Origin of the sequence: Provencibacterium massiliense, assembly GCF_900169495.1 — a bacterium.
In the GTDB taxonomy this organism is placed as follows: domain Bacteria; phylum Bacillota; class Clostridia; order Oscillospirales; family Ruminococcaceae; genus Harryflintia; species Harryflintia acetispora.
On the sequence record NZ_FWCH01000009.1, the window covers coordinates 179,522 to 200,176 of the forward strand.

At 61.5% G+C, this 20,655-nt stretch carries 14 protein-coding genes and 1 pseudogene; 7 read left to right on the top strand and 8 right to left on the bottom strand.

Annotation, left to right across the window (positions count from 1 at the left end):
* Nucleotides 1-99 precede the first annotated feature (99 nt).
* Together B5477_RS02345 and rbr are read left to right on the top strand one after the other, a co-directional pair.
* Entirely contained in the window at nucleotides 100-813 is a 714-nt protein-coding gene (locus B5477_RS02345) for a tRNA 2-thiocytidine biosynthesis TtcA family protein (RefSeq protein WP_341455969.1), read from the top strand.
* 94 nt (nucleotides 814-907) lie between these two features.
* A complete protein-coding gene (rbr, locus tag B5477_RS02350; protein ID WP_079698212.1) occupies nucleotides 908-1,447 on the top strand; it encodes a rubrerythrin in 540 nt (179 codons plus the stop codon).
* A gap of 139 nt (nucleotides 1,448-1,586) precedes the next feature.
* Here the strand turns inward: rbr and B5477_RS15505 are convergent.
* Nucleotides 1,587-1,712 (bottom strand): annotated as a pseudogene (locus B5477_RS15505) (site-specific recombinase); the annotation flags it as partial.
* 45 nt (nucleotides 1,713-1,757) lie between these two features.
* Between B5477_RS15505 and B5477_RS02355 the strand changes: the two are divergent.
* Nucleotides 1,758-2,009 (top strand): hypothetical protein, encoded by a 252-nt coding sequence (locus B5477_RS02355; protein ID WP_079698213.1) that lies wholly within the window; start codon nucleotides 1,758-1,760, stop codon nucleotides 2,007-2,009.
* A 134-nt stretch (nucleotides 2,010-2,143) separates the two neighbouring features.
* Nucleotides 2,144-2,716: a DNA-3-methyladenine glycosylase I gene (locus B5477_RS02360; protein ID WP_079698214.1), complete on the top strand. Its 573-nt coding sequence runs from the start codon at nucleotides 2,144-2,146 to the stop codon at nucleotides 2,714-2,716.
* A 154-nt stretch (nucleotides 2,717-2,870) separates the two neighbouring features.
* On the opposite strand, the gene B5477_RS02365 is transcribed toward B5477_RS02360, so the two are convergent.
* The gene (locus B5477_RS02365) at nucleotides 2,871-4,268 is read right to left on the bottom strand and encodes a sensor histidine kinase (RefSeq protein WP_242942097.1); all 1,398 of its coding nucleotides are present in this window, start codon (nucleotides 4,266-4,268) and stop codon (nucleotides 2,871-2,873) included.
* Complete coding sequence (locus B5477_RS02370) at nucleotides 4,265-4,990, bottom strand: LytR/AlgR family response regulator transcription factor (protein WP_079698215.1); 726 nt, start codon at nucleotides 4,988-4,990, stop codon at nucleotides 4,265-4,267. The genes B5477_RS02365 and B5477_RS02370 overlap by 4 nt, the downstream gene beginning before the upstream one ends.
* Before the next feature lie 185 nt (nucleotides 4,991-5,175).
* On the opposite strand from B5477_RS02370, the gene B5477_RS02375 reads away from it, so the two are divergent.
* Complete coding sequence (locus tag B5477_RS02375; RefSeq protein ID WP_079698216.1) at nucleotides 5,176-5,547, top strand: hypothetical protein; 372 nt, start codon at nucleotides 5,176-5,178, stop codon at nucleotides 5,545-5,547.
* Nucleotides 5,548-5,636: 89 nt separating this feature from the next.
* Complete coding sequence (locus B5477_RS15275; protein ID WP_079698217.1) at nucleotides 5,637-9,032, top strand: S-layer homology domain-containing protein; 3,396 nt, start codon at nucleotides 5,637-5,639, stop codon at nucleotides 9,030-9,032.
* 516 nt (nucleotides 9,033-9,548) lie between these two features.
* Here B5477_RS15275 and B5477_RS02385 read toward each other — a convergent pair.
* The 5 genes from B5477_RS02385 to glmU form a co-directional block, all read right to left on the bottom strand.
* Nucleotides 9,549-10,766, bottom strand: a complete 1,218-nt coding sequence (locus tag B5477_RS02385; protein ID WP_079698251.1) for an MFS transporter — start codon at nucleotides 10,764-10,766, stop codon at nucleotides 9,549-9,551.
* A 30-nt stretch (nucleotides 10,767-10,796) separates the two neighbouring features.
* Nucleotides 10,797-14,285 (bottom strand): transcription-repair coupling factor, encoded by a 3,489-nt coding sequence (mfd, locus tag B5477_RS02390; RefSeq protein ID WP_079698218.1) that lies wholly within the window; start codon nucleotides 14,283-14,285, stop codon nucleotides 10,797-10,799.
* 17 nt (nucleotides 14,286-14,302) lie between these two features.
* Nucleotides 14,303-14,923 (bottom strand): aminoacyl-tRNA hydrolase, encoded by a 621-nt coding sequence (pth, locus tag B5477_RS02395; RefSeq protein WP_242942098.1) that lies wholly within the window; start codon nucleotides 14,921-14,923, stop codon nucleotides 14,303-14,305.
* Between the two features lie 179 nt (nucleotides 14,924-15,102).
* Complete coding sequence (locus B5477_RS02400) at nucleotides 15,103-16,059, bottom strand: ribose-phosphate pyrophosphokinase (RefSeq protein WP_079698219.1); 957 nt, start codon at nucleotides 16,057-16,059, stop codon at nucleotides 15,103-15,105.
* Between the two features lie 73 nt (nucleotides 16,060-16,132).
* Complete coding sequence (gene glmU, locus B5477_RS02405; RefSeq protein WP_242942099.1) at nucleotides 16,133-17,518, bottom strand: bifunctional UDP-N-acetylglucosamine diphosphorylase/glucosamine-1-phosphate N-acetyltransferase GlmU; 1,386 nt, start codon at nucleotides 17,516-17,518, stop codon at nucleotides 16,133-16,135.
* A 363-nt stretch (nucleotides 17,519-17,881) separates the two neighbouring features.
* On the opposite strand from glmU, the gene ppdK reads away from it, so the two are divergent.
* Complete coding sequence (gene ppdK, locus B5477_RS02410; protein WP_079698220.1) at nucleotides 17,882-20,509, top strand: pyruvate, phosphate dikinase; 2,628 nt, start codon at nucleotides 17,882-17,884, stop codon at nucleotides 20,507-20,509.
* The last annotated feature ends 146 nt before the right edge of the window (nucleotides 20,510-20,655 follow it).

Genomic DNA, 20,655 nt, shown 5'->3' on the forward strand with positions numbered 1-20,655 from the left:
GCATGGAATGGTCTAATGTCAATCAAATTTTGGAGCTTCTTGCAGGATGGCCTCGTAAAATGCTATAATGGGCCTCATGATACGGGAAAGGGGATTTTTATGGTGCAGAAGATCGCGGGATACATGCGCAAGGCGATCGCCGAATACCAGATGCTCGAGCCGGGGGACCGCCTGGCGCTGGGCATTTCGGGCGGCAAGGACTCTCTCGCCATGCTCGCGGGGCTCTGCCGGCTGCGGGAATATCTGGATATCCCCTTCGATATGGAGGCCTTCACCCTCGACCCCGGCTTTTCGGGGGAGCAGACCGACTATTCCCCCATTGAAGCGCTCTGCCGGGAATGGGGGGTGCCCTATACCGTGCGGCGCACCGGGATTGGGGAGATCATCTTTGACGTACGAAAGGAGCAAAATCCCTGCAGCCTCTGCGCGCGCATGCGCCGGGGCGCGCTGCACGACCTGTGCAAGGAACACGGCTGCAACAAGCTGGCCCTCGGCCACAACTGGGACGACGCGGTGGAGACCTTTGTGATGAACCTCTTCCAGGAGGGGCGGATCGGCTGCTTTTCGCCGGTGACCTATCTTTCGCGCAAGGATCTGACCGTCATCCGGCCGCTGATCTACGCGCCTGAGAAGGAGATTCTCGGCGCGGTGCGCAAGGAGGGGCTGCCCATCGTCAAGTCGAAATGCCCGGTGGACAAGACCACCAACCGCCAGCAGACCAAGGACTGGCTCGCCGAGATGGACCAAAAGGACCACGGCTTCTCCAAACGGCTCTTCGGCGCGATGAAGCGCGCCCATGTCGACGGCTGGTGAGCGCACAGGGCGCGCCCGAAAAATTACTGATTCAAGCATAAACATGCCTGTTCCTTCCAATAGTAGCATTGAAAAAATCTTTGGAGGGAACGATATGGAATTCAAGGACAGCAAGACCTTTTCCAACCTGATGGCCGCCTTCGCAGGCGAGAGCCAGGCGCGCAGCAAATACAGCTCCTATGCCGACAAGGCCCGCAAGGATGGGTACGAGCAGATCGGGGATATTTTCGACATGACCTCGGACAACGAGTGGAAACACGCCGAAATCTGGCTCAAGTACCTGCGCGGGGGCGAACTGCCAGGCACGCTGGACAACCTTAAGGACGCCGCAGACGGCGAGCATTACGAGTGGACCGAGATGTACCCCGACTTTGCCAAGGTAGCCAAGGAGGAGGGCTTCACCGAGATCGCCGCCAAGTTCGAGCTGGTGGCCAAGGTGGAGAAGGAGCACCATGAGCGCTACGTTAAACTGCGGGACAACCTGAGCCAAAACCTGGTCTTCAAGCGCCCCACCTCGATCACCTGGATCTGCCGCGCCTGCGGCCACATCCACGTCGGGGAGAGCGCCCCGGTGGTCTGCCCGATCTGTGGACGCCCGCAGGCCTTCTTTGAAGAGAAGAGCGACAACTATTAATTAAGAAAAACCTGGGAGGGACCGCCGCGAGGCGGTCCCGAATAAAAAAGTATCGTACGAGCGAACGGCATAGTCAGTTGACTATGCCGTTTTGCTGTTCGTCGCGTTCGTATCCGGCAGTTCAATCACACCAACACATCAGCTCCGTTTGCAGGATAGCAACCCTTTCCCGTAGCTCCTTCTGTTCGGCTTCGTAACCGCCGGACAGCTTTGTAAACCGTTCGTCAGAGATTTTTCCAGATACGCCGTCCTCATAAAGCCGCCCCAAAAGCCTGTCCCGCTCTTTGCCCGCCACACGGCCCGGATTTTCATGAAGGAAGCCCACAAGAGAGACAGCATCAGCGCGCCGGAAAGCTCCGTGGCCGAAGAGCTCAAAAAGGGTTTAGAGGCGGCGGCGAGCTTCAAAGCAAGCGAGTTGGAACGGCTGGTCATGATTTTCTGCAAGCAGACGAGGCTGAAATACAACCGCTTAACGGAGGAAGAAAAACAGTGGCTTGTCCGGAGCGCGCACAAGCTCGAGCCGGCGAAAAGCCCGATCAGTCGGGGAAGCAAGAGGCGGTGACGGGTTGGACGGGGCTACTCAGACTTAAGTAGGTTAGGCAGGTCCATAAAATGTCCTAAAAACCTGAACTACACATAACCTAATGAGTATGGTACTATGTAAAGAGAATACATTGAATTGAAAGGACGTGCCTTATGTGTGAAAAAAGCCGCTGCTCTTGGGCGGGGGATCTCCCCATATACATAGACTACCACGACAATGAGTGGGGACGGCCCGTACATGACGATGACAAGCTGTTTGAAATGTTGATTTTAGAGGGAATGCAGGCCGGGTTGAGCTGGCTTACCGTTCTCAAAAAAAGAGAGGCGTTCCGGGAAGCGTTCGATGGATTCCAGCCAGGCAAGGTAGCTCTTTACGATGAGAGAAAAATACAGGAGCTGCTGGCAAACGAAGGAATCATCAGAAACCGTCTCAAACTGAACGCCGCTGTAACAAATGCCCAAGCGTTTCTAAAAATACAAGAAAAGTACGGGAGCTTTCATAAATTCATTTGGGCATATGTGAATGATACTCCAATTCAAAACCACTGGGAGAAAATGGAGCAGGTGCCGGCCACAACCCCACTCTCGGACCGAATCAGCAAAGATTTGAAAAAGATGGGATTTCGATTTGTCGGCTCGACGATCGTCTATGCGTTCATGCAGGCTACGGGCATGGTGAATGACCATATGACGGAGTGCTTTGTATATCAGGAGGGCAAGGCATAATTTTACATCCGATGTTGCACATTTCCATAAGGAGTATTAAAAAGAATGTGTCCCATTGTGGGACACATTCTTTGCTTATAGGGGGGATTCTCCCCAACGAAGCAAACATTTTGGTCCGTAGGGCCAAAATGGGCAAGTGTGCATACGCTTGCCGCTATTGTTTTAGCGAAACCGCCCCTTCCCCAGCCGGCGCGGTTTCCCCCGTCCCGTCCGGGACGAGTTTCAGCAGCACGGAGGCGTAGAACACCCCGCCTTTCTGCTCAAACTGCACCGTGCCGCCGTACCGGGCGGCGATCTCCCGCACCGAGGCGGCCCCGATTCCGGCCCCCTCCCGTTTGGAGGAAAGCGGCGTGTCCCCGTCGAATACCACGGGCGTCGCGCATGGATTGTCCACCAGAATTAAAAGCGTGGAGCCGCCCCGACGCTTTACCCGGAGCTTGATGGCCTGCGGCCCTCCCGCCGCCTCCCGCTTGCAGGCTTCCACCGCGTTTTCCAGCAGGTTCCCCAGCAGCACCGTGATGTCCGTGCCGGACACCGGGCAGTCGTCCGGGTAGTCTACTCCCGCTTCAAACTCGATTCCGTTATCCCGCGCCAAGGCCGCGTAATAGCAGACAATGGCGTTTACCACGTCGTTGCGGCAATACCGCTCCCAAGTGTCCGGAGGCAGGTGGTTCTGATAGAGGTCGATGTATTCCGCAAGGCCCTCCTTGTCGTCATGCTCTATGTAGGACTGTACCACGGCCAAATGCTGCCGGAGGTCATGGCGGGCCTTGCGTGTTTCATCCATGTGCGCCGCCAGCAGGTCATATTGCTTTTTCTGCGCCAGCAGGCTCCGGTCGGCGTACCGGAGCGATTCTTCCAGCTGCGTCCGGCTCCGTGAGATTTCCAGCACCCGGAGCGCCACATGGGACACATAACAGGCCCCGAACAGCATGAGGTAGCGGCAGACTAGAAACTGCCATGAGGCGAAGGCGTACACGTCGGTCACGGTACAGTAAAGCAGGCCGAACAGCGTGGAAAACAGCGGGATCTTCCAGAACCGCCGCCAGATTTCCGGGTCCTCGATTTTCAGCGCGTCCCGCACCGTATGGAGGAAAAACCGGAGAAGAAACGGACAGGTAATCAGGTAGATCACAATGCGGGCGACGTTGTAGACCAGATAGGGGTGCCGGCCGGACATGTCCGGGAAAAAACGGCTTTCAATAAAGTTCGCGTTGCCCATGACAAAAAACTGCCACGCCAGCGTGAGCAGCCAGGTAAACAGGAGCTTGGGCAGGGTGTCCTTAATCAGCGAAAAGGCGCAGGCCAGATATGCCAGCATAAAGACGTAACGGAGAATGGTCGTCCACCGGGCCGCCGCCTCATAGCCGCCCAGGTTGACGGCGTAAAAGGACGCGCTGTACGCCGTCGTCAACACCAACTGCACCAGCACCACATACCGGAAGGGAATCCGCAGCCTGCCGCGAAAAATCCAGTACCGGGGCATGGTAAAGGGAATGGTATCGAGGAACGGGAACAGCAGCACCATCAGCGTGTCCATCATGTTCATCATAAAAGCGCGTCCTCCCTTTCCCGCTGGAACAGATAGGAGCTGTACAGCCCCTCCAGCGTCTTTTTCTCCCGCTGGGCAAAGGGGACGCTGGCCCCATTGTCCATCAGGAACGCCAGGGCGTCGATGCGCTCCACCCGTTCGGCGTTGACGATACAGCCCTTGTAGCAGGTCAAAAATTGCGGGTAGGGGGCCAGCAGACCGTTCAGCTCCCCAAAGGGGACGCGGAACCGGAGGACGCCCCGCCGCTCCGTGTGGATTTGGGTATAGTGTTCGTCCTTGTCACACCAGAGGATTTCACGGAGCAAGACGCGCTCCTGCTTCACGCGGATAAAACGTGCGCCCCGTATCTTCTCCACCCCGCAAAGCTCCATTGTCTTTTCAAAATCGCCGTAGCCATAGGGCTTTACCAGATACCCGCAAGCCCGCACCCCGTAGCTCTCGACGGCGTGGCTCTCGCTGGTGGTGACGAACACCAGCGCCGCCAGCTTGTCCCTCTCGCGGATTTTCCGGGCCGTTTCAATGCCGGAAAGCCCGTCCATGTACTGGTCGATAAAAATAATGTCCCACGCCTCCGGCTGGAATTGGGACAAAAATTCCTCCCCGCTGGAAAACTCCTTCACGCTGGGTGTCTCCCCGGCGTAATGCTCGCTAAAATATTGGTGCAGGCACTTTTGTAAATCCTCCCGGCACGTTTCCAGGTCGTCTATGATTGCGGCTTTCATGTCCGAGGCCCTCCTTCCTTATCATAAATTTTTTTGATGTCAAGACCATTTTACCGCAAAAATCCCGTTTTGGCCATGCAAGTCGCGACCAAAAATGTCAAGTTACGGCCACCCTCTTGAATACCGCCATTTTTTCGATTATCGTGAAAGTGTAGAAAACGATCTGGACAGGAAGGAGGCCGCGTATGTGGAACATGATTGTCTGCGACGGTGACAAGCCGGAGCGGGAGCAGCTGATGGAGTTGGCCCGCCGGTGCTTGGAGAAAATGGAGATGGAGGCAACGGTCACGGGCTGCGCGGGCTGGCCGGAGCTGGACGGCATGGCAAAGCAGGCGCTGCCGGACGCGGTGATCGTGGCGCAAAGCGGCGTGGAGGGGCTGAACACCATCACCAGCGCGCGGCTGCTGTCCCGGAAAATCATCTGGTTTTCCGATCTGGATTTCGGGGTGCAGGCGTACCGGCTGTGTGTGCCGTTCTTCTGCCAAAAGCCGGTTACGCGCTATAAGATGGAGCAGGCGCTCTCCCGGTTCATGGAGGATTGCCAAGGGGCCGGGTAAACAGGGATTCAAATAAGCAATCAAAGCGGATTGGAAGGGGGTATACTCCCTTATCCGTCCGCATACCAAGCGATAGGCGGGAACGGTTTATGATTAGAAATGGGAAACGGATAAGGGCGGTGCTGCTGGCCGCCGCGCTGGTGTTTACCCAGCTGGGGGCCACGGCCTACGCGGCGGAACCCCCGGCAGACGCCGGCCTGTGCGAACACCACCCGGAGCACACCGCGAAGTGCGGCTATACGGAGGCCCGGCCGGGCCACGATTGCGAGCACCAACACACGCCGGACTGCTACGCAGACGAGCCAATCTGCGGCATGGACGAGGACGCGGAGCAGACGGACGCCGACGCGGGCCACACGCACGGGCAGGCGTGTTACGCGCTGGACTGCCCCCATGAGCGCGGGGAGCATGATGCCGATTGCGGCTACATGGAGGCTGTCCCGGACCGGTCCTGCGGCTTCGTCTGCAAGGTCTGCGCCGGGGAGCCGGACAAGGACATCGGCAAAGAGGAACCCGCCGCGGACAAAAACGATTTGACCCCGCCCGAGAAAACGGGGCCGAAAAACGTTTCGCCGAAGGGCGGGGAGGCTGTCACCGTCACGGCCTTTGACGGTCTGGACGACGAGGTGGAACGTCAGATTGTCCCGGCCGGTACGCCGCTGGACGATCTGACCCTGCCCGCCACGCTGGGCGCGTCGGGCTACATCGTGGCCGGCGGCGCCGACCCGGAGCCGGAGGCAATCACCATAACCGGCGTGGCGTGGGAGCCGGACAGCCCGTGGGACGATACCGCCGGGCAGGGCGGCTATACCTTCACCCCGATCCTTCCGGCCGGTTATACGCTGGCCGGCGGCGTGGAGCCGCCGGAAATCAATGTGCGGATCGGCGGGGCAATCACGTTTGCCCTTCAAAGCAGCGTTCTGACCGCGGAGTTTGACAACAACGGCAGCGGCGGCACAGACGCGGACAACAACAAAATGAACGACGCCATTGCCGCCGCGCTTGCCGTCCTCCCGGCCGACAGCTACAAAACCATTACCACCATCAAGCTCACCGGCGACGCGGCGGAGATTACAAAATGGAACTGGAAATACCTGATCGGCCGATACGACGAAAGCAGCGGCTGGGACAGCCTGACGGCCCTCGACCTGTCCGGCATGACGAACCTGACCACGGTTAAGAATGATACGGGCTATACAGGCTCCAATCCGACAAAGCTGAAAACCGTGGAGCTGCCGGGCGGCGTGGCTGAAATAGGGGATTCTGCGTTTTCGAGCTGCTCGAGCCTTAACGAGATCATCATGGAACCCATGACCGCGCCGACGCTGGGGAATGACGTTTTTAAGGGCACAAACATCACTTTCTACGTCCCCAAGGACGGAACAGGGTATAACAGCGGCGGCTGGGAGAACTTGCACACGGTGGAGTACAGCCCCACCACGGCGCTCTCCCTTCCGGCCACGCTGATACTGTGGTCAAATGGACGCCGTACGCTGACCGCCACATTCACGCCGGACGACGCTACATTCAAGGATATTAGTTGGGAAAGCAGCGATACCGGCGTCGCCACGGTGGACAAGAACGGCAACGTAACCGCCGTGGCGGCAGGAACGGCGACCATCACCGCCACCTCCCGGCAAGGAAGAAAAACGGCCACCTGCGCCGTTACCGTGAAAACCGCGCCGCCGGCCCTTTCCATCACGCTGAACATCATTGCCCCCAGCCACGGCGTCCTCACCGTCCGCGAGGGCGATTCCACCGGCCGCCTGCTGGCGGACGGGGATCGCATCTCCGACGGGACGGTAGTTTGGGCGACGGCCAGCGCCGACCCGGGCTGGCAGGTGGACGGCATCGAGATTGCGGGCAGACGTACGCCACGCGATACCGTGTCGACGATGCTGGTTGGCGACGGCGTCTGCGAGATCTCCGCCAAAATCTCCCCCCGCCCCTATGATGCGCAGGATCATACCTCCAGCCGCCATTATACCACCACCCCGGAACCGTCGAAACCCGATAACCCCGTGCTGGCCGTGGTCGAGCTGCCCGTGTCCGTGGGGAGCGGCGCGGCCACCGGCAAGCCGGACGACGGGCGCACGGCGTCGGCCATAGCCGGGGCCGGGAGGAACGCCAAGGCTAAGACAAACGGGATTGCCGTACAGTACGACGCGAAAACGTCCCTGGCCTACGACGGCTTTTCCATCGTGATTGCGCGGGCCACCCTTGACCGGCTGATCGCCGCCAAGGTAAAGTATGTCACCTTGAACACCTCCATTGTGGATATGACCTTTGACCTTGCCGCCCTGCAAGAGATCGCCGCAAAGTCTACCGGCGACATTACCCTGACCGCCGTCCGGGAAACCGGCCTTGCCGGGGACGCGCTGGACGCTGTCGGCTCCCGCCCGGCCTACCGGCTGGCCGTGGGTTATACCGGCGCGGACGGCAAGACGGCCACCGTCCAGAGCTTCGGCGCGGGCCGCGTCACCCTGGGGCTCGCCTACAAGCCAGCCGCCACCGAGCAGACCGGCGCCCTGTTCCTGGTTTACAGCGCGGACGGCAAGGACGCCCAGTGGCTGTACCAGTCCAGCTACGACAGGAACAGCGGGAATGTGATCGCCTCCACCGGGCATCTCAGCGTGTACGGCGTGGGCTATCAGACGGCCCCGGCCTTTACCGACACCGGGAACCATTGGGCCAAGGCGGATATTGATTTCGTGGCAAGCCGGGGCCTGTTCCAAGGCGCAGACGGCGCCTTGGGCACGCCGGAAGCCACGTTTTCCCCGGACGGCACCATCACGCGGGGCATGTTCGTAACGGCGCTGGGACGGTTGGCCGGGATAGACCCCGCCGCTTATCCTTCCAGCCGGTTTAACGACGTTGCCGGTGCCTCTATCTATGCCCCCTATGTGGAGTGGGCGGCCTCCAAGGGTATTGTGAGCGGCACGGGCGAAAAGACCTTCTCGCCCGATTCGGCGATCACCCGTGAACAGATGGCGGTCATTATGCAGCGGTACGCCCAAAGGCTGGGGTACACCCTCCCCGTGGCGCGGAAGGCCGTGACATTTACGGACGAGAACCAGATCACCGGCAGCATAAAGGGCGCGGTGCAGCGGGTCCAGCAGGCCGGGATTATGAGCGGCAAGGGCAACAACCGCTTCGGTCCCAAGGACGCCGCTACCCGCGCCGAGGCCGCCGTGGCGCTACGCCGGTTTGTGGAGGTCGTCATCGACCGCGGCACGGCGGGCGGCTGGGGACAGAACGACGCCGGACGCTGGCTCTACTATCTGGACGGCAAGCCCGTCAGCGGCTGGAAACAGATAGAGGGGAAATGGTACTGGTTTGACGCCGCGGGCCTCATGCAAGCCGGGGGCTGGAAGCAGGTCGGCGATAGCTGGTACTACTTCTACCCGGACGGCAGCATGGCCGTGAGCACCAAGGTGGACGGCTATGAGGTCGGGCCGGACGGGGTACGGAAGGAAAAGGAATAGTCAAGAACTGCAAAACAGGGGCGCGAATGATTCAACGTCATTCGCGCCCTTGTTTCGTTTGGAAGTGGATTTGCCCCACACTTTCCCTTGCCGCTCTTTATATCCGTCCGTGAGTTTTGGGCGGGATTTCACCTGAAACAAAGCAGCCCACAGCGCATAGCATAAGGCCAAATTGCTTGCTTAAAAGGACGCGATGATTTGCTGTTTTTACATATGGGCAGACAGTAAATCCCAGAGGGCTGCTTAAACTTGCGCTGCTTGGGTTAAGGTGGGCAAAATTGGGGGTTGGACGACCAAACTGAATCGTCTATTGTCCCCACCTACCCCGCGAACTCGGCGGGATCTTCCCGCGCGCCCTCATTGTCAAGAACTAAATTATCGCCGCCTGAAAAGAAAGTATAGTCTATGTAGCGGCCCTGCCCGTCCTGATAGTAAACGCTTTTATCGCGGCGGCGTTTTAATCCGCATACCTTCTGGCAAAAAGGGAGGGACCGCCGCGAGGCGGTCCCTCCAGTTTTATGTGTCCCGGGATCGCTGTAGCAGCCACTGCGCGGCGATCCCCGCGGCGGTAATCAAAATCATCCCGATCCCCGAAATCAAGAACCACATATGCACCCCGACCCATTCGGCCACCGGGCTGCCGATAAGCAGCCCGACCGGCATGGAAAAGGAACCCGCCAGCGCCAGGAGGGAAAATGCCCGTCCCATCTTTTCGGGCGGGATGCTCGACTGCATGTAGGCGACGAGCGGGATGCTGTGCACGTTGCCAAAGCCCCCCATCACCCCGCAGGTGACGGTGAATACGCACCACGCCCACATGGTGGGGGGCAGCATGCCGCAGAGCGCGGCCGTGACGCCGATTCCCAGGAGCCCGAGATAGGCCACCGCCAGGTGCCGCCGCACCTTGATCACGCTCCCGAACAGCAGCGCGGACACCATCATCCCCAGCGCATACGCCACTTCGACCGCGCTGCCGTGCCAGGCCGAGGCGCCGAAATAGTCGCTGGTCATCAGCGGGTAGAAGGAGGCCAGCGGCAGATAGAAGATCATGCAGAGCGTCTCCACCGAAACGATCAGCAGCAGGGGCCGGTCCTCCAGATAGACCCGAAGGCCCTCTTTAAGCTCGCCCAGCGTGCTCCTGTGCTCCTGCGGCGCCGGCTCGAGCTTCGGGACGGCGACCGCCGCCAGGAGGCCGCTCGCGGCGAGCGCCCCCAGAAGGTCGGTCAGCAGCACCACCGGCAGCGGGAAGGCGGCATAGAGCGCCGCCCCTAGCGCCGGGCCCAGCAGAAAGGAGCCGGACGCGAGCAGCTGGTTCCACCCGCCCACCTTGGTCAGTTCCCCGGCCGGAACGATCTGCGGGATCAGCGCCTGGATGGCCGGCTGGTGGAAGGTGCTGCCCACGCTGCGTAAACCCAGGATCACCAGCGCCGTCCAGACCGGCATGTCGTAGATCCAGAGCAGGACTGCGAACGCGGCGGCGACCAGGCCGATAAACAGGTCGGCCGCGATGCAGATATGCTTTCTTTGGTAGCGGTCGGCGGCTATACCCGCCGCGGGGCTGAGAAAGGTCATCGGCAAAAAGGCCACCAGCCCCGAGAGGCCCATCATGATGGCCGAGCCCGTCTCGCTGGCGATCCACCAGATCAGCGCGAACTGCACGGCCGAGCTGCCGATCAGGGAGGCCATCTGCCCGATGGCAATGGTAAAAAACTTTCTTTTCCAGGTCTTGTTCATTGGGATCTCCATAGTCGGGCCCGCCGGCTGTTATTCCTGCTTTTGGGCCGCCGGTTCGTCCTCGCGCATATTCTGCAAAATGGTGCGCATCTCCTCCAAAATGTCCTCGCCCGGGCGCAGGCGCACCGCGATGTAGGGGCGCTTGCCGCCCGAGACCATCACCCGGCCCTTTAGGCGGGAGGCGAGCAGTCCGGCCCCCTTCATGTCCAGCGGCTCCTGGAAGAGGAGCACCGCGTCGTCGCGCTGCTGGATCTCGCTGATCCCGAGGTTGGCCGCCATGTTGCGCAGCAGCGAGACGTCGATTAAGCCCAGCACCGCCAGCGGCGGCTCGCCGAAGCGGTCGATCAGCTCGTCGATCACGTCGCGCGCGTCCTCGTCGCTGCCGATGGCGGCGATCTTCTTGTAGATGTCGATCCGCTGGGTGAGGTTCTGGATATACTCCTCCGGGATGTGGGCCGACACCCGCAGATCGATCATGCACGCCTCCGAGCGCTGCTGCACCGGCTCGCCCTTCTGCTCCATCACCGCGTCGCTCAAGAGTTTTAAGTACATCTCGTAACCGACCGATTCCATATGCCCGTGCTGGGCCGCGCCCAGGATATTCCCGGCGCCTCTTATCTCGAGGTCCCGCATGGCGATTCGGAAGCCCGACCCGAAGGAGGTAAATTCCCGGATCGCGCTCAGGCGCTTGGAGGCCACGTCCGAGAGCTCCTTGCCCGGACGGAAGGTGAAGTAGGCGAAGGCCCGCCTGCTGCTGCGCCCGACCCGCCCGCGCAGCTGGTAGAGCTGGGAGAGGCCCATGTTGTCCGCGTCCTCGATGATCAAGGTGTTGCAGTTGGCCACGTCCACCCCGGTCTCGATGATGGTGGTGCAGACCAGCACGTCGATCTCATGGTCGACCAGCTGCTGCCAGATATTCGAGAGCTCCTCCTCGTTCATCCGCCCGTGCGCCACGGTGATCCGCGCGTCGGGCAGCAGCTCCTGCAGCCTTTTCGCGGTGGAGTGGATGCTGTCGATCCGGTTGTGGAGGTAGAACACCTGCCCGTCGCGGCGCAGCTCCCGCCGCACGGCCTCGGCGATCACCCCCCAGTCGTGCTCCAGCACATAGGTCTGCACCGGGCGGCGGTCCACCGGGGCCTCCTCGATGGTGGACATGTCCCGTATCCCGCTCATCGCCATGTTGAGCGTGCGCGGGATCGGGGTGGCCGAGAGGGTGAGCACGTCCACATTGGTACGCAGCTGCTTGAAGCGCTCCTTGTGCGCCACGCCGAAGCGCTGCTCCTCGTCGATGACCACCAGCCCAAGATCCTTAAATTCCACGTCCTTTTGCACCACGCGGTGGGTGCCCACCACGATGTCCACCTCGCCCTTTTTGAGCCGGCGCACCACCTCGGCCTGCTGCTTCGGAGTGCGGAAGCGGGAGAGCAGCTCGACCGTGACCGGGAAGCCCTCGAAGCGCCGGCGGATGGTGCCGAAGTGCTGCCAGGCGAGGATGGTGGTGGGAACCAGCACCGCGCACTGCTTGCCGGCCTCCACGCACTTGAAGGCGGCGCGAAGCGCCACCTCGGTCTTGCCAAAGCCCACGTCCCCGCAGAGCAGCCGGTCCATCGGCACCGGGCGGCACATGTCCGCCTTGATCTCCTGGATGCAGCGCAGCTGGTCGTCCGTCTCCTCGTATTCAAACCGCCCGTCAAAGTCCCGCTGCCAGTCGTCGTCCTCGGGGAAGGCGTAGCCCTTGGTGTTCATCCGCTGGCCATAGAGCTTGATCAGCTCCCCGGCCATCTCGTCGACCGCCTTCTTGACCCGCTGGCGGGTCTTCTGCCACTCGAGGGAGTTGAGCTTATTGAGCCGCACCGCCTTGTCGTCCGAACCGCCCACGTACCGGCTGACCATGTCCAGCTGGTTGACCGGCACGAAGAGCGCATCGGTCCCGGCGTAGCGGATTTTGATATAGTCCTTGGTGACCCCGTGGATCTCCCGCTTGATGATCCCCTCGAACACGCCGATCCCGTGGGAGACGTGGACCACGTAGTCCCCGGGTGTGAGGTCGGAGAGGCTCTTGAGCGCCTCCCCCTTCTTGTGCCGGCCCCGGCGCTTGGGGGCGACCTGCCGGTGCTTTTGGTGGGTGAGGACCGCCAGCTTTATTTCAGGGTACTCGAAGCCGGCGCTCAGCGTCCCGGCGGTGACCGAGACCTTGCCCGGCGCGCAGGCCCCGTCCGGGGAGAGTGCGGCGTCGATCCCCTCCTTGATAAGGTCGGCGCACAGGGTGGCCGCCGCCTTCTCGCCCCCGGCGTAGATCAGCACCCGGTAGCGCTGGGAGAGGAAGTTTTGCAGATCGTCCACCAGCACCGAGAGGTCCCCGCTCCAGCTCGAGAGCTGGATGGCGCTCACCTGCAGCAGCTCCTTTAGGGGGATGTCGGCCATGCTGCGCGCAAAGGTGTCCATCACCACCGAGCGGTTTTTACAAAGCCGCGCGGTGAGGGCGGCAAAGTCGTCGTAGAAGTCGCAAAGCGCCGGGAAGAGCACCCCCTCCTCCAGGAGGGCGGCGGTGTCCTCGTCCAGCTGCCACCTCGAATTTTTGAGCGCCTGCACGCAGGTGATGGGTTCGCACAGAAAGATGGTCGGCTTATAAAAATGCTCGAACAACGTCGCCGGCTGCTCGTAGAGCAGGGCGATGTATTTGTCGATGTTTTGCAGGGTGGCGCCGCCGGCGATCCGCTCGACATCCGCCTCGATGTGCTCGCGGGCTCTGGCGGCAAACTTGCCGCGAAGGGTCTTCGCCTGCGCTTGCAGCTTGCGCACCAGGGCGGCCGGCTCGCCGAGGAGCACCTCGCGCGCCGGGGTGATCTGCACGCTCTCGAGGGGGTTTTCCCGCCGCTGGCTCTCCACCTTGAAGGTCCAGATGCTGTCGATCTCGTCCCCCCAGAACTCGATCCGCAGCGGGTCGGGATAGAGGGGGGCGAAGATGTCGAGGATCCCGCCGCGCAGGGCGAACTGGCAGACCCCCTCGACCTGTTCGGCGCGGGTGTAGCCGCAGCTGATCAGGACCTCCACCAGCTCCTCGATGTTGTAGCTCTCGGTGCAGCGCAGCTCAAGGGTATGCCGGCGCAGCGCCTCGGGCGGGATGGTGTGCAGCAGCGCCGCCTCGGCGCTGGCGGTGACCACCCGCAGCGAGCCGTGCGCGAGGGAGGAGAGCACCCCGAGGCGCGCGTGCTCGTATTCGAGCGAGGCGCCCTCCACCTCCCGCAGCGTCAGCTGGCGCGCGGGGAAGGGGGCGGCGTACTCCCCGCCCCACAAAGCGTTGATGTCCTCGGCCATGCGCACGGCGGACGCCTCGTCCGGGGTGATGACCAGGGCGGGGGACTCCTCCCCGGCTGCGAGGGAATAGATGAAGTGCGCCTTGTGAATGCCGCCAAGGCCTATCACGCAGGCCGGGCAGTTGCCGGCGCGCAGGGCATGGCGCAGGGTGTCAAACTGCTCGAGGCCATCGAGCAGGGACTGGTTCTTTCGCTTTTCCAAATTCTCGGCTCCTTTGCTCAGGCTCCGTTATAGCGGTTCATGGCTTCGGCGATGTTTCCGCCAAGGATCAGCTCCACCGCGTCGGTACAGCGCTCAATGGCGTTCGCCAGTTGTCTAAGCTCGTCCGGTGTAAAGCGGCTGAGCACCCAGTCGGCCAGGTCGTAGTCCGGGTGGGGCTTTTTGCCCACCCCCAGGCGCACCCGGGGGAACTGGTCCGAGCCGGAGAGGTAGATGATGTTCTTCATCCCGTTGTGGCCCCCGTCGCTCCCGCGGCGGCGCACCCGCAGCTTCCCAGGCTCCAGGGTGATGTCGTCGTAGAGGATCAGGGTGCGCTCAGGCGGGATCTTATAAAACTGCATCGCCTCGCAGACCGCCTGCCCGGACAGGTTCATGAAGGTCGAGGGCTTCATCAGCAGCGCCCGGTGCCCGCCGATCATGCAGTCGTTGCAGGAGGATTTGAACTTGAGCCTATCCAGGCGCACCCCCGCCCGCCCTGCCAGCGCGTCGGCGGCCATGAAGCCGGCATTGTGCCGGGTCATTTCATATTTTGCCCCGGGATTTCCAAGCCCCGCGACGATATACTCCAGCTTGCCGGACGGCTGGTACTCCGAAAAAAAGTCCTTCATTTTCTGAAACATGGGGTCGTGCGCTCCTTTGCCGGTTAAAAATTTACGCTTGCGGGCATGCAATTAGCCCTTAATTCCGCGAAAGGGGGGAATTAAGGGCGAAATGCAACTGATTCTCGGGTAATCTCAGGATGGGACGGCGGGCGGCAGAATATGCGCGCCCGCCGAAAAGGACAATGAATCGTTAATGGCTACACAAAGAGGGGGGAGACCGGCTTATCCTTATAGATGCGCTCGATCGCCTCGGCGAAGACGGGGGCCACCGGCAGCACGGTGATCATATCCGAGCTCTTCTCCTCGGGCAGCGGGATGGTGTCCAGAATCACCAGCTCCTTGATGACGCTCTGTTCCAGCCGGCTGATGGCCGCCCCGGAGAGCACGCCGTGGGTCGCGCAGGCAAAGACCTCCTTGGCCCCGCCCTTCTCGACCAGGGCGCCCGCGGCGTTGCAAAGCGTCCCGGCGGTGTCGATCAAATCGTCGACGATGATGGCGCTCTTGCCGCGCACGTCGCCGATGATGTTCATCACCTCGCTGACGTTCGCCTTCGGGCGGCGCTTGTCGATGATCGCCAAGGGCGCGTCGAAGCGCTCGGCGAACTTGCGCGCCCGGCCGACCGAGCCGAGGTCGGGGGAGACGATGACGATGTCCTCCTTGTTGGGGAAGCGCTCATCGAAGTGGGGGATCAGGATCGGCACGCCCAGCAGATGGTCCACCGGGATGTCGAAGAAGCCCTGGATCTGGGGCGCGTGCAGGTCCATGGTCAGGACCCGGTCGGCCCCGGCCGCCGCGATCAGGTCGGCGCACAGCTTGGCGGAGATCGGGTCGCGGGCCTTGGCCTTGCGGTCCTGGCGCGCATAGCCGAAATAGGGGATGACCGCCGTGATCCGCCCGGCCGAGGCGCGCTTGAAGGCGTCGAGCATGATCAGCAGCTCCATGATGTTGTTGTTCACCGGCGAGCAGGTGGACTGCACCACGAAGACGTCCGAACCGCGGACCGATTCGCCGATCGAGACCGAGATTTCGCCGTCCGAGAAGGTCGTCACCTCGCTCTTGCCGACCGGCAACCCGAGGATTTTCGCCATCTGGGCCGCTACGTGCGGACAGGAGTTTGCCGCGAAGATTTTGATGTCCTTACCGTGTAGATTCATGCCTTTTTACCACCATTTCCTTTTATGTATTGCACTTTACGCCGCCCGCCCGGGCGGCGACAGCTTCCCTACCCTACCGCTTTTTGATCCTGAATTTCTGCGCCCAGCCGGGCTTTACCACCTGCCTTGCGCGCGCAATGGCCAGCGCCCCGTCCGGCACGTCCTCGGTGATGGTGGAGCCGGACGCGGTGTACGCGTTGTCCCCGATCCTCACCGGAGCGACCAGGCTGTTGTTGCAGCCGACGAAGGCGTCGTCCCCGATGACGGTGCGGTACTTGCGGTTCCCGTCGTAATTGGCGACGGCCACCCCGCAGCCGAAGTTGCACCGCGCGCCCACGTCGCTGTCCCCGATATAGCTCAGGTGCGCCACGCTGGTGCGCTCCCCGATATGGCAGTTCTTGAGCTCCACGAAGTCCCCGATCTTGGCCCCGTTCGCCACCACGCAGTCCGGGCGCAGCTGGGTGAACGGGCCGATCCTGGCCCCGTCCCCCACCCTGGAGGAATAGATCTGGCTGGAGTTGATGAGCGTGCCGTCCCCGATCACGCTGCTGTCGATCAGCGAACCGCCGGTGATGGTGCAGCCCTTGCCGATGGAGGTTTTCCCCTTGATGATGACCCCCGGATAGATCGCGGTGTCCGGCCCGACCGTGGCGTCGGGCGAGATGAGCACCCCGTCGGCGCAGACGATGTCGACGCCCTGTTCCATCAGCGTATCCAGCACCCGCATGCGGGCGATCTCGCCGAGCTTTAAGAGGCCCTTGCGGTCGTTGGCCCCGAGCACGATGTCCCGGTTCGGCGAGCAGTAGGCCCGCACCCGCCGCCCGTCGCGCACCGCCACCTTGACGGTATCGGGCAGGTAGTATTCCCCCTGCACGTTGTCGTTTTCGATTTTCGGCAGCGCCTCGAGCAGAAAATCCACCTTAAACCAGAAGGAGCCGGAATTGATCTCCCGGATCGCCCGGGCCGCGTCGTCCGCGTCGGCCTCCTCCACGATGGCGGCCACGTTCTTCTGGTTGCGCACGATCCGCCCGTAGCCGGTCGGGTCGTCCACCTCGGCGGTGACCACCGTGACGTCGCACTCCTGCTCGCGGTGCAGCCGAAGCGCGCCCCGAATTGTCTCGTCGTCAATGAAGGGCGCGTCGCCGTTCAGGACCAGCACGTCCCCGCCGCGGTGCGCCTCTAAAAATTCCTTTGCCTGCATGACCGCATGCCCGGTGCCCAGGCGCTCCTGCTGCACCGCAAAATGCGTCGTCCCGTCGAACAATCCGCGGATCTGCTCCCCCTCGGGGGAGATCACCACGCACATCTCGTCGATCTCGGCTTTCTTGCACCAGTCCCGCACCCAACAGATCATCGGCTTAAAAAGCACCTCGCTGAGGACCTTGGGCTTTTCGCTCTTCATGCGCTTTCCGTTTCCGGCCGCCAGGATCAGGGCGGCGAGCTTCGAAGAAGACGGCAAATGCAGCACCTCCGCGCATAGTGATTCACCGTTTGGGCCATATTCCCAGAGAAGGGAACCCCCAACCGGTGTCATTTCATCCATACTCTCTTTACAGCCTCTTTATTATCGCAATTTTTGGAGGCTTTTTCAAGGGGCAGGGGAGCGAAATTTAACAATTATTTGAATTCACACAAAAATGCAAAATTTTTTCAATAAAATGTGGAAATGCCGACTGGCTTTTGTTATAATGAAGAAGAGCGTGCAGACAGGCAGCAAAAATGCCGGTCCGCACCCTTTTGGCGGACGGAAAACTGTCGCGGAAGGACTTCCGCATGAACAGGTTTTCAAATAGAGCAGATTAAGATATTGGGAGGTAAAACAATGGCAAAGTATGTCTATCAGTTCTCTGAGGGCAACGGCAAGATGCGCGAGCTCCTCGGAGGAAAGGGCGCGAACCTCGCCGAGATGACCAACCTCGGCATGCCGGTTCCCTACGGCTTCACCGTTTCCACCGAGGCCTGCACCCGTTACTACGACGACGGCAAGGTCATCGCTCCGGAGATTGAAAAGGAAATCTTCGAGCATCTGGGCAAGCTGGAGGAGAAGGCCGGCAAGAAGTTCGGCGACGTGAACAACCCGCTCCTCGTGTCCGTGCGCTCCGGCGCCCGCGCTTCCATGCCCGGCATGATGGACACCATCCTCAACCTCGGCCTCAACGACGAAGTGGTCGAGGGCTTCGCGAAGCTGACCAACAACGACCGCTTCGCTTACGACTCCTACCGCCGCTTCATCCAGATGTTCTCGGACGTCGTCATGGAGCTGCCGAAGTCCAACTTCGAGAAGATCATCGACGAGATGAAGGAGAAGAAGGGCGTCAAGCTGGACACCGAGCTGGACGCTGACGACCTCAAGGAGATGGTCAAGCGCTTCAAGGCCTTCTACAAGGAGCAGAAGGGCACCGACTTCCCCTGCGAGCCCAAGGACCAGCTGATGGAAGCGGTCAAGGCCGTGTTCCGTTCCTGGGACAACCCGCGCGCCATCTACTACCGCAGAATGAACGACATCCCCTCCGACTGGGGCACCGCCGTCAACGTACAGATGATGGTGTTCGGCAACACCGGCGACACCTCCGGTACCGGCGTTGCGTTCTCCCGCAACCCCTCCACCGGTGAAAAGAAGCTCTACGGCGAGTTCCTGATGAACGCCCAGGGCGAGGACGTGGTAGCGGGCATCCGCACCCCGCAATCGATCGACGAGCTCAAGAACATCATGCCCGAGATCTACGACCAGTTCGTCGGGATCGTGAACAAGCTCGAGGACCACTACCGCGACATGCAGGACATGGAGTTCACCATCGAGAACCGCAAGCTCTACATGCTGCAGACCCGTAACGGCAAGAGAACCGCCACCGCGGCCATCAACATCGCCGTCGACCTGGTCAGCGAGGGCATGATCGACAAGAAGCAGGCCGTTTTGATGATCGACCCCAAGCAGCTCGATGCGCTGCTCCACCCGCAGTTCGACGCGGCCGCCATCAAGAAGGCGCAGCCGGTCGGCAGCGCGCTTCCGGCTTCCCCGGGCGCCGCGTGCGGCAAGGTCGTCTTCTCGGCTGAGGACGCGGTTGCGTTCAGCCAGAAGGGCGACAAGGTCGTCCTGGTCCGTCTGGAGACCTCCCCTGAGGACATCGAGGGCATGAACCACGCCGAGGGCATCCTGACCGTGCGCGGCGGCATGACCTCCCACGCGGCGGTTGTCGCGCGCGGCATGGGCACCTGCTGCGTCGCCGGCTGCGGCGATATCGTGATCGACGAGGAGAAGAAGGTCTTCACCCTCGGCGGCCAGACCTTCCACGAGGGCGACTTCATCTCCCTCGACGGCACCACCGGTAAGATTTACGGCGAGGCCATCCCGACCGTCCCGGCCAGCCTGTCCGGCAACTTCGGCACCATCATGGAGTGGACCGACGAGTTCCGCAAGATGGGCGTGCGCACCAACGCCGATACCCCGAGAGACGCCAAGCAGGCCCGCAAGTTCGGCGCCGAGGGCATTGGCCTTTGCCGCACCGAGCACATGTTCTTCGAGGGCGAGCGGATCAAGGCCATCCGCGAGATGATCTGCTCCAAGACCGTTGAGCAGCGCAAGAAGGCGCTGGCCAAGCTGCTGCCGATGCAGAGGGGCGACTTCGAGGGCATCTACGAGGCCATGGAAGGGTGCCCTGTCACCATCCGCTTCCTCGACCCGCCGCTGCACGAGTTCGTCCCGCACGACGAAGCGGACATCCGCGCGCTGGCCGACGAGATGGGCATGAAGTACGAGGAAGTCAAGGCGACCATCGACGGGCTGCACGAGTTCAACCCCATGATGGGTCACCGTGGCTGCCGTCTGGCCGTCTCCTACCCGGAGATCGCCGAAATGCAGACCCAGGCCGTGATCGAGGCCGCCATCAACGTGCAGAAGAAGCATGCTGACTGGAAGGTCGTTCCCGAGATCATGATCCCGCTGGTCGGTGAGATCAAGGAGCTGCAGTTCGTCAAGAAGACCGTCGTCACCACCGCCGACGAGATCATCAAGAAATCCGGCGTGGACCTGCACTACAAGGTCGGCACCATGATCGAGATCCCGCGCGCGGCGCTCACCGCCGACGAGATCGCGAAGGATGCCGAGTTCTTCAGCTTCGGCACCAACGACCTGACCCAGATGACCTTCGGCTTCAGCCGCGACGATGCGGGCCACTTCCTGGAGTACTACTACCAGAACAAGATCTACGAGTCCGATCCGTTTGCGAAGCTGGACCAGGTCGGCGTTGGCAAGCTGGTGCAGATGGCTGCCAAGCTGGGCCGCGAGACCAGACCGGACATCAAGCTGGGGATCTGCGGCGAGCACGGCGGCGACCCGAGCACCATCGAGTTCTGCTACAAGACCGGGCTCAACTACGTTTCCTGCTCCCCGTTCCGTGTTCCGATCGCCCGCCTTGCCGCTGCGCAGGCCGCGATCAAGTACGACAAATAAGTCTTACGGGATTCATCAAAAAAAGGGCTGTGGAATATTCCACAGCCCTTTTTTGTCCATGGGGATACCGAATTCAGGGTTTCCAAAGGGTCAAAGACCCTTTGGCGGGTGCGGGCGGAGCCCGCAACCTTTAGCGCCAGCGAAGC